Annotated in this window: 16 protein-coding genes; 11 read left to right on the top strand and 5 right to left on the bottom strand. The window is 61.6% G+C overall.

The features are described 5' to 3' along the window. Window positions 1-2: 2 nt before the first annotated feature. Together J3P94_RS02910 and J3P94_RS02905 are read right to left on the bottom strand one after the other, a co-directional pair. Complete coding sequence (locus J3P94_RS02910; protein ID WP_018612374.1) at window positions 3-533, bottom strand: DUF5943 domain-containing protein; 531 nt, start codon at window positions 531-533, stop codon at window positions 3-5. Window positions 534-612: 79 nt separating this feature from the next. After that, on the bottom strand, window positions 613-1,590 hold the full coding sequence (locus tag J3P94_RS02905; RefSeq protein ID WP_030139307.1) for a dipeptidase: 978 nt from the start codon (window positions 1,588-1,590) through the stop codon (window positions 613-615). A gap of 232 nt (window positions 1,591-1,822) precedes the next feature. On the opposite strand from J3P94_RS02905, the gene J3P94_RS02900 reads away from it, so the two are divergent. The 4 genes from J3P94_RS02900 to J3P94_RS02885 all read left to right on the top strand — a co-directional run bounded on the left by J3P94_RS02900 (window position 1,823) and on the right by J3P94_RS02885 (window position 3,365). Then, window positions 1,823-2,224 (top strand): lysozyme inhibitor LprI family protein, encoded by a 402-nt coding sequence (locus J3P94_RS02900; protein ID WP_434571291.1) that lies wholly within the window; start codon window positions 1,823-1,825, stop codon window positions 2,222-2,224. A 93-nt stretch (window positions 2,225-2,317) separates the two neighbouring features. Beyond that, complete coding sequence (locus tag J3P94_RS02895) at window positions 2,318-2,572, top strand: type II toxin-antitoxin system RelE family toxin (protein ID WP_434571290.1); 255 nt, start codon at window positions 2,318-2,320, stop codon at window positions 2,570-2,572. Further along, a complete protein-coding gene (locus J3P94_RS02890; RefSeq protein ID WP_305498291.1) occupies window positions 2,556-2,879 on the top strand; it encodes a helix-turn-helix domain-containing protein in 324 nt (107 codons plus the stop codon). The genes J3P94_RS02895 and J3P94_RS02890 overlap by 17 nt, the downstream gene beginning before the upstream one ends. A 69-nt stretch (window positions 2,880-2,948) precedes the next feature. Further along, complete coding sequence (locus J3P94_RS02885) at window positions 2,949-3,365, top strand: DUF3010 family protein (RefSeq protein WP_305501164.1); 417 nt, start codon at window positions 2,949-2,951, stop codon at window positions 3,363-3,365. A gap of 181 nt (window positions 3,366-3,546) precedes the next feature. Here J3P94_RS02885 and J3P94_RS02880 read toward each other — a convergent pair whose 3' ends face one another. Further along, complete coding sequence (locus J3P94_RS02880; RefSeq protein ID WP_434571289.1) at window positions 3,547-4,506, bottom strand: GlxA family transcriptional regulator; 960 nt, start codon at window positions 4,504-4,506, stop codon at window positions 3,547-3,549. 193 nt (window positions 4,507-4,699) lie between these two features. Between J3P94_RS02880 and J3P94_RS02875 the strand changes: the two genes are divergently transcribed. The 6 genes from J3P94_RS02875 to J3P94_RS02850 all read left to right on the top strand — a co-directional run bounded on the left by J3P94_RS02875 (window position 4,700) and on the right by J3P94_RS02850 (window position 10,164). Beyond that, window positions 4,700-5,644 (top strand): choline ABC transporter substrate-binding protein, encoded by a 945-nt coding sequence (locus tag J3P94_RS02875; RefSeq protein WP_434571288.1) that lies wholly within the window; start codon window positions 4,700-4,702, stop codon window positions 5,642-5,644. Window positions 5,645-5,715: 71 nt separating this feature from the next. Next, window positions 5,716-6,603, top strand: a complete 888-nt coding sequence (locus J3P94_RS02870) for a 3-keto-5-aminohexanoate cleavage protein (RefSeq protein WP_434571287.1) — start codon at window positions 5,716-5,718, stop codon at window positions 6,601-6,603. Between the two features lie 143 nt (window positions 6,604-6,746). Continuing rightward, window positions 6,747-7,712 (top strand): L-carnitine dehydrogenase, encoded by a 966-nt coding sequence (locus tag J3P94_RS02865; protein ID WP_434571286.1) that lies wholly within the window; start codon window positions 6,747-6,749, stop codon window positions 7,710-7,712. Window positions 7,713-7,858: 146 nt separating this feature from the next. Next, window positions 7,859-8,335, top strand: coding sequence for a thioesterase family protein (locus tag J3P94_RS02860; RefSeq protein ID WP_434571285.1), 477 nt, complete (start codon window positions 7,859-7,861; stop codon window positions 8,333-8,335). Window positions 8,336-8,355: 20 nt separating this feature from the next. Next, window positions 8,356-9,519, top strand: a complete 1,164-nt coding sequence (locus tag J3P94_RS02855) for a gamma-butyrobetaine dioxygenase (RefSeq protein WP_434571284.1) — start codon at window positions 8,356-8,358, stop codon at window positions 9,517-9,519. 381 nt (window positions 9,520-9,900) lie between these two features. Then, entirely contained in the window at window positions 9,901-10,164 is a 264-nt protein-coding gene (locus J3P94_RS02850) for a hypothetical protein (RefSeq protein WP_434571283.1), read from the top strand. Window positions 10,165-10,258: 94 nt separating this feature from the next. On the opposite strand, the gene J3P94_RS02845 is transcribed toward J3P94_RS02850, so the two are convergent. Together J3P94_RS02845 and J3P94_RS02840 are read right to left on the bottom strand one after the other, a co-directional pair. Continuing rightward, window positions 10,259-11,362: a GlxA family transcriptional regulator gene (locus J3P94_RS02845; RefSeq protein ID WP_003177576.1), complete on the bottom strand. Its 1,104-nt coding sequence runs from the start codon at window positions 11,360-11,362 to the stop codon at window positions 10,259-10,261. Window positions 11,363-11,935: 573 nt separating this feature from the next. Then, entirely contained in the window at window positions 11,936-13,312 is a 1,377-nt protein-coding gene (locus J3P94_RS02840) for an L-serine ammonia-lyase (protein WP_434571282.1), read from the bottom strand. A gap of 434 nt (window positions 13,313-13,746) precedes the next feature. Here J3P94_RS02840 and J3P94_RS02835 point away from each other — a divergent pair, with 434 nt between their 5' ends. Beyond that, window positions 13,747-14,694 (top strand): choline ABC transporter substrate-binding protein, encoded by a 948-nt coding sequence (locus J3P94_RS02835; protein ID WP_305498281.1) that lies wholly within the window; start codon window positions 13,747-13,749, stop codon window positions 14,692-14,694. Window positions 14,695-14,730 lie beyond the last annotated feature (36 nt).

Raw genomic sequence — 14,730 nt, 5'->3', positions numbered from 1 at the left:
ACTTACAACGGCTTGACGATGAACAGGCCGTCGTCGTGGCCTTCTTCGGAACCGCCGTAGACCTGCTCGGCCACGGTGCGGATCTGGCTGCCGCGAGCGGCGAGAATCTGATCCATGGCGCCGGCGAACCAGCCGGTGAACATGTAGTCGACCTTGCGCCCGACCTTGCCGTACACGTAGACGAACGCCGAATGTTCGAGCTTGACGCTGGCGGTGCCTTTGTCCAGGTCGATGTCCTGGATCTTGAACAGGCCCCAGCCACGCTGGGACAAGCGCTTCATGTAATGCTCGAACACCGCGACGCCTTCCAGGCCATGACATTCGGCTTCTTTTTCACACCAGTGCCAGGCGGATTTGTAGCCGGCCTTGTAGAGGATTTCGGCGTAGGCATCGGCGCCCAGCACTTCCTCGATGCCCATGTGGTTGTTGACGAAGAAGTGCCGCGGCACGTACAGCATCGGCAGGGCGTCGGAGGTCCAGACACCGGTTTCGCTGTCGACTTCGATAGGCAGTTGCGGGGCGATCTTGGCCATGAAAACGTGACTCCGGAAATTCGTGATGTGCCTGCGGCGCGAGTGGCCGCAGGTAAAGGATTCGGTGACGCGGCGGGGTTTATTCGCCCCAGACATCTTTCAAAACGTTCACCCAGTTCTCGCCCATGATCTTGCGCACCACCCGCTCCGGGTGACCGCGCTTGAGCAGCGTCTCGGTGAGGTTCGGGAACTCGCCCACGGTGCGGATGCCCAGGGGGTTGATGATCTTGCCGAAGCTGGTCAGACGACGGGCATAGCCCTTGTCGTGTGTCAGCATCTCGAAGAAATCCTGGCCATGGCCCTGGGTGAAGTCAGTGCCGATGCCGATGGCGTCTTCGCCAACGATGTTCATGGTGTATTCGATGGCTTCGGCGTAGTCGTCGATGGTCGAATCGATGCCCTTGGCCAGGAACGGCGCGAACATGGTCACGCCGACGAAACCGCCGTGGTCGGCGATGAACTTCAGTTCTTCATCGGACTTGTTGCGTGGGTGCTCTTTCAGACCGGACGGCAGGCAGTGGGAGTAGCAGACCGGCTTCTTCGATTCGAGAATGACTTCTTCTGAAGTCTTGGAACCAACGTGGGACAAGTCGCACATGATGCCGACGCGGTTCATCTCGGCGACGATTTCACGACCGAAGCCCGACAGGCCGCCGTCGCGCTCGTAGCAGCCGGTGCCCACCAGGTTCTGGGTGTTGTAGCACATCTGCACCACGCCGACGCCCAGCTGCTTGAAGATCTCGACATAGCCGAGCTGGTCCTCGAAGGCATGGGCGTTCTGGAAGCCGAAGATGATGCCGGTCTTGCCCTGCTCCTTGGCGCGACGGATGTCGGCGGTGGTCTTCACCGGGATCACCAGGTCGCTGTTTTCGCGGATCAGTTTCTGGCTGGCGACGATGTTGTTGATGGTGGCCTGGAAACCTTCCCACACCGACACGGTGCAGTTGGCTGCGGTCAGGCCGCCCTTGCGCATGTCTTCGAACAGGTCACGGTTCCACTTGGCAATGATCAGCCCGTCGATAACGATGCTGTCGGCGTGCAATTCGGCTGGGCTCATCAGGCAGTCCCCTTGTTGGCGATTCATGCGCCGAATCGTGTGCCGGCGCTTTGGGGCCAGCATATGCCTGAGGGCCGTCGCGACCGGGTGCAAAAACGACAGGGGAATTGCCGAAAGCGTCAATCCGCGACAATGGGCTGCGACAGGCCCACCCTGCCCATCTGTTCTTTACCCGGCGCTTGCGCCAGAATCCGCTGCACCACTGGATTCAACCGGACTCGAGCGACAACCGATGAAATCGATTTTCTTCGCCCTGGCACTGATCAGCACCGTCGCCCACGCGACCGAAGACACCGAACCCAACCCCTGCGACGAAGTTGAAAACGACGTCCAGACCCTGGCCTGTTCGGCCTACGGCAAAGCCGCCGCCGAACAACTGCTCAACGAAAACCTGCAAAGCCTCAACGAACGCCTGCAAACCCGCTACGCCAGCGACAAGGCCCTGCTCAACGACATCACCGCCAAGATCAAGGCCGCCCAGCAACTGTGGCAAAAGCAGCGCGAAGCCGACTGCGCGATCGCCGCCTTCCCGGCCAAACCTGGCAGCGACGCCTACAAAATCGCCGAAAACGACTGCATGGCCCAGGTGAGCGATGACCGGTCGGAGTTTTTGGAGTCGATTGGGCAGGAATAAATTGGGCGCAACATCCCGACACCATCCGGCCGTTGGTCGTGGAAGAGATATAAGTCAGGATTCGCAAATCTTATAAAAGACTTATATCCTTTCATGAGCACAATCCACTGGACCAGAAAGGCCGTTAAACAACTTCTGAAATTGCACTCGGTCCATCAGGTGCAGGTTCGGGACGCCGTGTCGGCACTCGCCCAGATGCCTGATGTGGTGAACGTCAAGGCGCTTGCCGGCCATGACTATGCGTACCGTCTACGGGTTGGCAGTTATCGAGTCATGTTCGATTGGGACGGGGCGATCAAGGTCGTCAGCATTCAAGAGGTCAAGAAACGCGATGAACGTACCTACTGACATTCAGATCATCAACGACGCAGACGGAAATCCGGCCTTTGTGGTCATTCCGTATGCGCAATACGTTGCGCAGAAATTGGAACCCGATCTGATTCCCCATGAAGTCGTTAGCCGTATCGTCGACGGCGCCACGCCCATACGCGCCTGGCGCGAGCATTTGAACCTGACCCAAGACGAAGTTGCCAAGCGTCTCGGTATTTCCCAACCGGCGTTTGCCCAGCAAGAATCTGTGGCCAAACCTCGCCGAGCTACACGAGAAAAAATTGCCTCTGCCTTTGGCATCCATGCTGATCAACTGGAGCTATAGATTCGCAAGGCGTTGAGCCTCAAGGTGGGTAAACTGGCGCTCCAGACCACCCGAACCCAAGGCCCGAGCATGATCATCTGCGGCATCGAAATCAAAGGCAGCGAAGCGATCATCGCCGTTGCCTCGCTGGACCAACAGGCGTTAAGCCACGTCGCGCTCAGTACCAAGAAAATCGCCCTCGACGACGATGACGAAGCCGCCAACGTCAAGGCCTTCGCCGCGCAGGTTCGGGCGTTCGTGACGGACAACGGCATCGAACGCATCGCCATCAAGAAACGCAGCAAGAAAGGCGAATTCGCCGGTGGGCCGACCACCTTCAAGATCGAGGGTATTTTCCAGCTGCTGGAAGGTTGCGAGGTGACGCTGCTGTCGCCGCAGACCATCAACGCGCAGAGCAAGAAACACGACTTCGCCCTGCCGGCGACGTTGAACAAATATCAGCATGAGGCGTACAAGGCAGCCTGCTCGGCACTGATGAAGAAATAGACCTTTTTCAGCCGAACACAGCCCCCGTGGGGAGGGAGCTTGCTCCCGCTGGGCTGCGCAGCTGCCCCGAAACCCGGCACCCTGGTGTGTCAGGTTGATTGAGTCGCTGACATGGGACTGCTTCGCAGCCCAGCGGGAGCAAGCTCCCTCGCCACGGTGTACTTGCAGACATGAAAAACTGTCAAACCACCTCCCGCTCATCCCCCTGCCGTCGCCGATCTTCCCGTGGACACCGGGCAAACCGTGCCCGATAGCTGCGGGTGAAGTACGACGGCGACTCGAACCCGCAGGCGATGCTCACCTCCAGCACGCTCATGTCGGTCTGACGCAGCAGTTGCCGGGCCTTTTCCAGGCGCAGGCGCAGGTAGAAGTTGCTCGGGGTGTCGTTCAGGTGCAGGCGGAACAGGCGCTCCAGCTGACGCCGCGTCACGTTGATCGACTCGGCCAGGGCCAGGGTGCTCAAGGGCGGTTCGCTATGGGTCTCCATCTCGCCAATGACCTGCACCAGCTTCTTGTTGCGGATGCCGTAGCGCGTGGCGATTTCCATGCGCTGGTGATCCTTTCGCGGACGAATGCGACCGAGCACGAATTGCTCGCTGACCTGGATCGCCAGCTCCGGGCCGTGGGCCTGGCCGATCAGGTCGAGCATCAGGTCGATGGAGGCGGTGCCGCCGGCGCAAGTGATGCGACGGCGGTCAATCTCGAACAGTTCCTGGGTCACGCCGAGCTGTGGATAAGATTCCTTGAACGCCTCGATCGCCTCCCAGTGCAACGTCAACCGGTGTCCATCAAGTAGCCCCGCCTCGGCCAGGACCACGCTGCCGGTGTCGATACCGCCAAGGATCACACCTTCATTGTCCAGTCGATGCAACCAGCGCTCCAACGCTGGGCTGGCAAATTTCAACGGTTCGAAACCCGCCACGACCCACAGCGTCGCACCCTTCTTCAGCGGCTCCAGCGCGGCGTCGGCGTTGACCGACATGCCGTTGCTCGCCAGCACCGCACCGCCATCGGCGCTCAGTACATGCCAGCGGTACAGCTCGCCGCGAAAACGGTTGGCGACCCGCAAGGGCTCGATGGCCGAGATGAAACCGATGGCCGAGAAACCCGGCATCAACAAGAAATAAAAATCCTGGGACATGGAGCGCACTCGGTTGACGGGCAGCGTGCGGACCTTGATACGCCACTTGCAAGCGTCCTTCAAGCGCACAGGTCGCTGCAGTGCAAGAGCAGGTCGCCGCTGTGCGTTTTGCGCGGGGGCCGGCTGCGTACTTTGGCATCACCGGCGCGCAGATGCCGGAACCCATAACAACAAGCTGCCGAGGAACCTGACAATGAAACACCTGATCAGCTACTGCGTTCTTGCAATCAGCGCCACGTCTCTCCTGAACCAGACTGCCCTCGCAGCCGAACCCGCTGCCTGCCAGAACGTGCGCCTGGGCGTGGTCAACTGGACCGACGTCATTGCCACCAGCGCCTTGACCCAAGTGATGCTCGATGGCCTCGGCTACAAGACCAAGCAGACCAGCGCCTCCCAGCAGATCATTTTCGCCGGCATCCGCGACCAGCGCCTGGACCTGTTCCTGGGCTACTGGAACCCGCTGATGACCCAGACCATCACCCCGTTCGTCGAGGCGAAGCAGGTCAAGGTGCTGGAGCAGCCGAGCCTGAAGGACGCCCGCGCCACCCTGGCCGTACCCACTTACCTGGCCGACAAGGGCCTGAAGACCTTCGCTGATATCGCCAAATTCGAAAAAGAGCTGGGCGGCAAGATCTACGGCATCGAGCCCGGTTCCGGTGCCAACACCCAGATCAAAGCGATGATCGCCAAGAACCAGTTTGGCCTGGGCAAGTTCCAGCTGGTGGAGTCCAGCGAGGCCGGCATGCTCGCGGCGGTGGACCGCGCCGTGCGGCGCAAGGAAGCCGTGGTGTTCTTCGGCTGGGCGCCGCACCCGATGAACGTCAACGTGCAGATGACCTATCTCACCGGCAGCGAAGACGCCCTCGGCCCGAACGAAGGCATGGCCAGCGTCTGGACCGTTACCGCGCCGGACTACGCCGAGCAATGCCCGAACGTCAGCCGCCTGCTGAGCAACCTGACCTTCAGCGCCGAAGACGAGAGCCGGATGATGCAGCCGCTGCTCGACCACAAGGACCCACTGGAATCCGCCCGGCAATGGCTGAAGGACCACCCGCAAGACAAGCAGCGCTGGCTCGAAGGCGTGACCACTTTCGACGGCAAGCCGGCCATCGACAACCTGAAACTGACCAGCAACTGATCAACCGTTATCCCTCTGCGCAGCTCCAAAGGGCTGCGCGGTGACTCACCACGCCTGAAGGAATCCGCACCATGAACCACGACGTCATCATCACCTGCGCACTCACCGGTGCTGGCGACACGACCGCCAAGAGCCCGCACGTGCCGGTCACCCCGAAACAGATCGCCGCGGCGGCCGTCGAGGCGGCCAAGGCCGGCGCCACCGTGGTCCACTGCCATGTGCGCGACCCACAGACCGGCAAGTTCAGCCGCGACGTGGCGCTGTACCGCGAAGTGATGGAGCGCATCCGCGAGGCCGACGTCGACATCATCGTCAACCTCACCGCCGGCATGGGCGGCGACCTGGAAATCGGTAGCGGCGAAAAACCCATGGAGTTCGGCCCCAACACCGATCTGGTGGGCCCACTGACCCGCCTGGCCCACGTCGAGGAGCTGTTGCCGGAAATCTGCACGCTGGATTGCGGCACCCTGAACTTCGGCGACGGCGACACCATTTACGTCTCCACCCCGGCGCAACTGCGGGCCGGCGCCAAGCGCATCACCGAGCTGGGGGTCAAGGCCGAGCTGGAGATCTTCGACACCGGGCACCTGTGGTTCGCCAAGCAGATGATCAAGGAAGGCCTGTTGGACAACCCATTGTTCCAGCTCTGCCTGGGTATCCCGTGGGGCGCGCCGGCGGATACCACCACCATGAAGGCGATGGTCGACAACCTGCCCGCCGACGCGGTGTGGGCCGGCTTCGGTATCGGCCGCATGCAAATGCCGATGGCGGCACAGGCCGTATTGCTGGGCGGCAACGTGCGGGTCGGGCTGGAAGACAACCTCTGGCTGGACAAAGGCGTGCTCGCCACTAATGGACAACTGGTGGAGCGTGCCGGCGAAATCCTCAGCCGCCTCGGGGCGCGTGTGCTTACGCCGGCTGAGGGCCGCAAGAAAATGGGCCTGACCCAACGCGGCTAACCAAATCTCCACCGTCTTCCCTGTGGGAGCGAGCTTGCTCGCGATAGCGATAGTCCGACCGTCAAAGATGCGTCAGATGCACCGCCGCCATCGCGAGCAAGCTCGCTCCCACAGGGGATCCTCACCCTTTTCAGGAAACCACCATGAGCTTCATCACCAACATCAAAACCTTCGCCGCCCTGGGCAGCGGCGTCATCGGCAGCGGCTGGGTCAGCCGCGCCCTGGCCCACGGCCTCGACGTGGTCGCCTGGGACCCGGCGCCGGGTGCCGAAGCGGCCTTGCGCAAACGCGTCGCCAGCGCCTGGGGCGCCTTGGAAAAACAGGGCCTGGCCCCCGGCGCATCGCAGGATCGCTTGCGCTTCGTCGCGACCGTCGAGGAATGCGTACGCGAGGCCGATTTCATTCAGGAAAGCGCTCCCGAGCGGCTGGAGCTCAAGCTTGAACTGCACGCCCAGATCAGCGCCGCCGCCAAGCCGAATGCACTGATCGGGTCAAGCACCTCGGGGCTTTTGCCGAGCGAGTTTTATGCAAACTCCACTCATCCGGAGCGCTGCGTGGTCGGCCATCCGTTCAACCCGGTCTACCTGCTGCCCCTGGTGGAGGTGGTCGGTGGCAAGCACACCGCGCCTGAAGCCGTGCAAGCGGCGATGCAGGTCTACGAATCCCTTGGCATGCGCCCGCTGCACGTGCGCAAGGAAGTCCCCGGTTTCATCGCCGATCGCCTGCTCGAGGCGCTGTGGCGCGAGGCCCTGCACCTGGTCAACGACGGCGTGGCGACCACCGGCGAAATCGACGATGCCATTCGTTTTGGCGCCGGCCTGCGCTGGTCGTTCATGGGCACTTTCCTGACCTACACCCTGGCCGGCGGCGATGCCGGGATGCGCCATTTCATGGCCCAGTTCGGCCCGGCGCTGCAATTGCCGTGGACCTACCTGCCGGCGCCGGAGCTGACCGAGAAACTGATCGACAATGTGGTGGACGGGACGAGCGAGCAACTGGGGCGCCACAGCATTTCGGCGCTGGAGCGCTATCGTGATGATTGCCTGATGGCGGTGCTGGAGGCGGTGAAGGCCACCAAGGAAAAGCATGGAATGGCCTTCGCCGAGTAAACCTTGGTTTTTTGGGTCAGCAGGTCTGGCCCCATCGCGAGCAAGCTCGCTCCCACATTGGCTCTGTGTCGTTTACAAAACCTGTGGGAGCGAGCTTGCTCGCGATGGCGGCCTCCCAATCGCCACAACAATCGGAACCCACCCTCATGCCCGCTCTCACCACCTACCAGACCCGCATCCTCCCTGAATGGGTCGACTACAACGGTCACTTGCGCGATGCCTTCTACCTGCTGATCTTCAGCTACGCGACCGACGCGCTGATGGACCAGCTCGGCCTCGACAGCCAGAACCGCGAAGCCAGCGGCCATTCTCTGTTCACCCTCGAACTGCATCTGAACTACTTCCACGAAGTGAAGCTCGGGGCCGAGGTAGAGGTGCACACACAAATCATCGGCCACGACGCCAAACGCCTGCACCTCTACCACAGCCTGCACCTGGTGGGCGGAGACAAAGAGCTGGCCGGCAATGAGCAGATGCTGCTGCACGTCGACCTGGCGGGCCCGCGCTCAGCGCCTTTCACCGAGCAGACCCTGGGCCGACTCAAAGCCCTGATCGACGAACAATCCGACCTGCCGGCTCCGACCTGCATTGGCCGCGTCATCGCCTTGCCGCCCGCCCGATAAGTCTCGAACAGGAGACCGCCATGAACATCGCCGCCGCTATTGCCGACTTCCGACGCTACCCTCTTGTCCAGGCATTGAGCGCTGTAACCCCCTTGGCTGACCGGGTCCACGTCACGTGGGCTGACGGTCGGATCAGCCCGTTTCACCATCAATGGCTGCGGGACAACTGCCCCTGCGCGCAGTGTGTCTACAGCGTCACCCGCGAGCAGGTCCTGGAGATCGTCGACGTCCCGGAAGACCTGACGCCCGGCGAAATCGACATCGACGGCGCGGGCTGCTTACACGTGGTTTGGCAGGACGGCCATCAGAGCCTTTTCGACCCGGGTTGGTTGCGCGCCCATGCCTATGACGATCAATCCAGGGCCGAGCGACTGGCGGGCAAACCACAACGCCAACTGTGGCAGCACGATCTGTCACTGCCAGTGTTCGAATACCAGGCCCTGATGGAGGACTCCGACACCTTGCTGAAATGGCTACTGGCAGTACGCGACATCGGCCTGACCCAGGTACGGGACGTCCCCACCGAACCCGACTCGCTGAAACTGATTGCCCAGCGCATTTCCTTTATTCGCGAAAGCAATTTCGGCGTGCTGTTCAACGTGCAGTCCAAGGCCGATGCCGACAGCAACGCCTATACCGCCTTCAATCTGCCGCTGCACAGCGACCTGCCAACACGAGAGCTGCAGCCCGGTTTGCAGTTCCTGCATTGCCTGGTGAACGACGCCGACGGTGGCGAGAGCATCTTCGTCGACGGTTTCGCCATCGCCCAGGCGCTGCGCCGGGAAGACGCCGAAGCCTTCGACGCGCTGTGCCAGATCCCGGTGGAATTTCGCAACAAGGATCGCCACAGCGACTACCGCTGCCTGGCGCCGATCATCGCCCTGGATACGCTGGGGCAGGTCTCGGAGATCCGCATGGCGAATTTCTTGCGCGGACCGTTCGATACGTCAGTGGAGCAGATGCCCAGGCTCTATCAAGCCTATCGCCGCTTCATTGCCCTGACCCGCGAGCCTCGGTTTCGCCTGGTACAGAGGCTTGAACCCGGCCAGCTCTGGTGCTTCGACAACCGTCGCACCCTCCACGCGCGCAATGCGTTCGACCCAGCCTCCGGGGCGCGACACTTCCAGGGGTGTTATGTCGATCGGGATGAGTTGCTGTCGCGGATTCTGGTGTTGCAGCGTTAGACCGCGTCATCGTTCTTCGCGAGCAGGCTCGCTCCCACAGGGGTTCTGTGTCGATCACAAAATCTAATGTGGGAGCGAGCCTGCTCGCGAAAGCACCCGATCAGACAACTCATTTCCCGCTGATTCACACAGACAAAAAATCCCCGATCAAGCCGTGACAGGATCGGGGCAGGAGCGTTACTGGAGGAGCCGTTGCGCGAGGGTGACCAAACCATCGTGATTCAGCTTGGGACCAGTGTGCCCACTCCCGAGGCAGGCGAGTTAGCCGAAAACGACCCGCTCATAGTCATTCAGGCCAGATCGACAATTTGCCCTTGCCGCAGCTCCGGACGGCTACCAGAATCCAGTCACGACCCCAATCCCTGAACAAGGAAAAGCGTCATGATGTACGCCGATTTGATCGACCAGGAAGACCTGCTGGGCCAACTCAAGGCCCTGGGGCTGCAGATACCCAGCGGTGCGACCGCCGAGCAGGCTTGTGAATGCGCGGTGCGCGGCCTGGACCGGGCGCGCGCCAATGAACTGCGGCGCATGGTCAAGGACATGTACACCAGCAGCGCGACCATCCTGCCGGCGGTGCGTCAGGCGATCGACAAGCAACTGCTGCCAGCGCTGACCGAATACCAGCAGAACCATAGTGGCTGACAAAACCAATCGCGAGCAAGCTCGCTCCCACAGGTTCTGTGTCGTTCACAAATCCTGTGGGAGCGAGCCTGCTCGCGATGAAAGCGCTGAGGTCTTAGAGCCTCACACTGGCAAACGTCGACTCATTGCGCGCCTGGCTCAAAGCCGACAGCGGGCCGGATAATGGCGACAGCACCAGGGCCTGCGGCAACGGCATCATCGCTACCTGCTGCGTAGTGTTGGAACCGACGCGTTCGTCACGCGGCGGAATGCCGAAGTATTCGCGGTAGCACTTGGAAAAGTGCGGGGTGGAGACGAAGCCGCACACCGAGGCCACCTCGATAATCGACATCGGCGTCTGCTTGAGCAACTGCCGCGCGCGGATCAGCCTCAGCTTGAGGTAATAGCGCGACGGCGAACAGTGCAGGTACTTCTGGAACAGCCGCTCGAGCTGACGTCGGGACACGGCGACATACACCGCCAGTTCGTCCAGGTCGATCGGCTCTTCGAGGTTGGCCTCCATCAGTGCGACGATTTCCTGCAACTTCGGCTGGTTGGTGCCGAGCATGTGCTTGAGCGGCACGCGCTGGTGATCCTGCTCGTTGCGGATGCGCTCATAGACAAACATTTCCGAGATCGCTGCCGACAGTTCGCGACCGTGATCGCGGCTGATCAAGTGCAGCATCATGTCCAGCGGCGCGGTGCCGCCAGAACTGGTGAAGCGATTGCGGTCGAGGGTGAACAGGCGCGTGCTCATCGACACCCGCGGGAAGGCTTCCTGCATGGCTGCCAGGCATTCCCAGTGCACGCTGCAATCGAAACCGTCCAGCAGGCCGGCACAGGCCAGGGCCCAACTGCCGGTGCAGACCGCGCCGAGGCGACGGGACTGCCGGGCCTGGCTTTGCAGCCAGGAGACATGCTCACGGGTAACGGTGCGCTGGATGCCGATGCCGCCGCAGACGATGACGGTGTCGAGGGCCGGCGCTTTGTGCATGGAGGCGTCAGGCGTGATCTGCAGACCGTCACTGGCCCAGACCTGCCCGCCATCGACGGTCAGGGTGGTCCAGCGATACAACTCGCGACCGGACAGCTGGTTGGCCATGCGTAGCGGTTCCACCGCGGACGCCAGGGAAATCAGCGTGAAATTGTCCAGCAGCAAAAAGCCGATGGATTGAGGCGCACGGTTCTGGGGTTGAGCCCCAGAGTTGGACGTCGTCATCGCGGTATCTCCTCACACAAAGCGGGTGATGGCCTCAGGCGGAGGCTCTTGTTATTGCCCATCATTCTCTTGCGTGAGACGGGGCTTTATTAGGACAGAGCAATTGCCATGCCTAAATTTGAATGCGCGTTCAATAAATCCTGAAAACGACATGCTGACCTGTCTATTCAAGGGGCCTGTCGGGGCTGGTTTGAAAGTGCCATCAACGGCCCCAGGCACCCGCCACAGTGGGCTGTGAGCAGATCGGTAGCACTTGTGGTAACTGGGCTGCGCCGCTTGCACGGCGGATGTCACCGCAAGCGCGGGGACGGACGGTAGCGCGGCGGACAATGGCGTGACCGATAAGTCAGGTCTTGTCTGTTTGCGACGCGCCAAAACGTGGCGTGTTTTTGCAGCGGTGTTCATTTTACGAGCGGTTTTTCTCGATACCTGTGGCGAGGGAGCTTGCTCCCGCTGGGCTGCGGAGCGGCCCTGAGTCGGGCACCTCGGCGTGTCAGAAAACCGCAAAGGGGACGCTTCGCGCCCCAGCGGGAGCAAGCTCCCTCGCCACGGAATTATCTTGTGAATCCTGAATCAGCACTCCACCGCACTCACCGCCAACCCGCCCCGCGATGTCTCTTTATATTTGTCATGCATGTCGGCGCCGGTGTCACGCATGGTGCGGATCACTCGGTCCAGGGAGATGAAGTGCTGGCCGTCGCCACGCAGGGCCATTTGTGCGGCATTGATGGCTTTCACCGCGGCAATCGCGTTGCGCTCGATGCAGGGCACCTGGACCAGGCCGCCGACCGGGTCGCACGTCAGGCCAAGGTTGTGCTCCAGGCCGATTTCCGCGGCGTTGCACAATTGCTCCGGCGTGGCGCCGAGGATTTCCGCCAGGCCCGCCGCCGCCATGGCGCAGGCCGAGCCGACTTCGCCCTGGCAGCCGACTTCGGCGCCGGAGATCGAAGCGTTCTTCTTGCACAAAATCCCCACCGCCGCTGCGCTGAGGAAATAGTCCACCACGTTGGCGTCGGTCACCGCTTCGCTGAATTTCATGAAGTAGTGCAGCACCGCCGGAATGATCCCCGCCGCGCCATTGGTCGGCGCCGTGACCATGCGCCCGCCGGCGGCATTTTCCTCGTTGACCGCCAGGGCGAACAGGTTGACCCATTCCATGGCACTCAAGGTCGAGCCGATCACGTTCGGTTTGTTCAGTTCCTGCAGGCTGCGATGCAACTTGGCCGCCCGCCGCCGCACGTTCAGGCCGCCGGGCAGGATGCCTTCGTGCTTGAGGCCTTGCTCAACACAATCCTGCATGGCCCGCCAGAGTTTCATCAGGCCGCTGCGGATCTCTTCCTCGGAGCGCCAGACCTTTTCATTCGCCATCATCAACTCGGCCACCCGCAGGTTGTGGGTGCGGCACAGGGCCAGGAGTTCTTCGGCGCTGGAAAAATCGTACGGCAGTTCGGTACTGTCCAGGTCCACCACGCCGCTGGAAGCCTGGGCCTGGTCAACGACAAATCCTCCGCCGATGGAATAGTAGGTGTCGCGGTGCAATTCGCCGCTCGCGCCTTCGGCAATCAAGGTCATCGCGTTAGGGTGGAACGGCAGGTTCTCGTCGATCAGGCGCATGTCGCGCGACCAGACAAAAGGCACCGGCAGACGCCCATCCAGCAATAAGGTCCCGGTTTCGCGCAGCAGTTCGATGCGCGTGCCGATCTGCGACGGGTCGATCGCGTCAGGCCATTCGCCCATCAGGCCCATGATCGTGGCGTTGTCGCTGCCATGGCCGATGCCGGTCGCCGACAGCGAACCGTACAACTGCACCTCGACCCGGCGCACATCGTGCAGCAGCGCCTTCGCCCGCAACGCTTCAACGAACAGCGCCGCGGCGCGCATGGGGCCCACGGTATGGGAACTGGACGGGCCGATACCGATCTTGAACAGGTCGAATACGCTGATAGCCATGCCTTGGATCTCCAGAACGGTCACATCCGGGCGCAGGAGCGCCCGGTGGCGGAGCTGCTACGCTCAACGCCGGGATGGCCGCATCATCCGGCTTTTGAATCGGCTTTCGACGTCTGACACCGACGCAATCATGCCCAGCAGCGCCGCGCCCTTGTCGCCCAGGTTTTACGACGTTTTTTTGCGTGTCAGAAGCCAGCCGAGGGCGGAAAAAATCTGTAAACGACGTCACCAACACTGGATGCGACCCTCCCTGTACTGGATACGACGCACCCTGTAGGCGTCGGATTTGCACTGGTACATGATCGGTTACGGCTCGTTTGCAAGGCCGCGTGTCACCCAGGGTGCCCACGCGCCACCAACCGCAACATTAAAAAAGCAAAAAAGCGCGGTTGTCCCCGACCGGACACTGCCGATAAAACACCAGGAGTCCACCCATGAAAGGTTCCAAGCCGTTGTTGTTGGCCGCCATGCTGAGTCTTCCGATGCTGGCCAACGCTGCAGAGCCCGCTCAGTGCAGCACCGTCAACTTCTCCGATGTCGGCTGGACCGACATCACCGTTACCACCGCTACCACCAGCGTCGTGCTCGACGCCCTCGGCTACAAGACCAAGACCACCATGATCTCCGTACCAGTGACCTACAAATCCCTGGCCGACGGCAAGAACATGGACGTTTTCCTCGGCAACTGGATGCCGACCATGGAAAACGACATCAAGGCCTACCGCGAAGCCGGCACCGTGGAAACCGTGCGCGCCAACCTGGAGAACGCCAAGTACACCCTTGCCGTCCCCGAAGAGCTGTATGAAAAGGGTCTGAAGGATTTCGCCGACATCGCCAAGTTCAAGAAGGAACTGGACGGCAAGATCTACGGCATCGAACCGGGCAACGACGGCAACCGCTTGATCCAGAGCATGATCGACAAGAACGCCTTCGGTCTCAAGGACGCTGGCTTCAAGGTCGTCGAATCCAGCGAAGCCGGCATGCTGTCGCAGGTCGATCGCGCCCAGCGTCGTAACACCGCCGTGGTGTTCCTGGGCTGGGAACCGCACCCGATGAACACCCGCTTCAAGATGAAATACCTCACCGGTGGCGATGAATTCTTCGGTCCGAACTTCGGCCAGGCGACCATCTACACCAACACGCGCAAGGGCTACGCCCAGGAATGCGGCAACGTCGGCCAATTGCTGAAAAACCTGGTCTTCACCCTCGACATGGAAAGCACGCTGATGGGCAACGTGCTGGACGACAAGATGAAGCCTGAAGCCGCCGCCAAGGCCTGGCTGAAGAAAAACCCACAGGTGCTCGACACCTGGCTCGCCGGCGTCACCACCATCGACGGTAAACCTGGCCTGGAGGCCGTGAAAGCCAAGCTCGCGCAGTAAAAGCTTATGCCGGGCGAGTTCACTCGCCCGGGCTGT

Source organism: Pseudomonas sp. Z3-8, assembly GCF_051131975.1.
Taxonomy (GTDB): domain Bacteria; phylum Pseudomonadota; class Gammaproteobacteria; order Pseudomonadales; family Pseudomonadaceae; genus Aquipseudomonas.
Note: the sequence above shows the minus strand (reverse complement) of the source record. Positions and strands in the feature narration are given on the sequence as shown.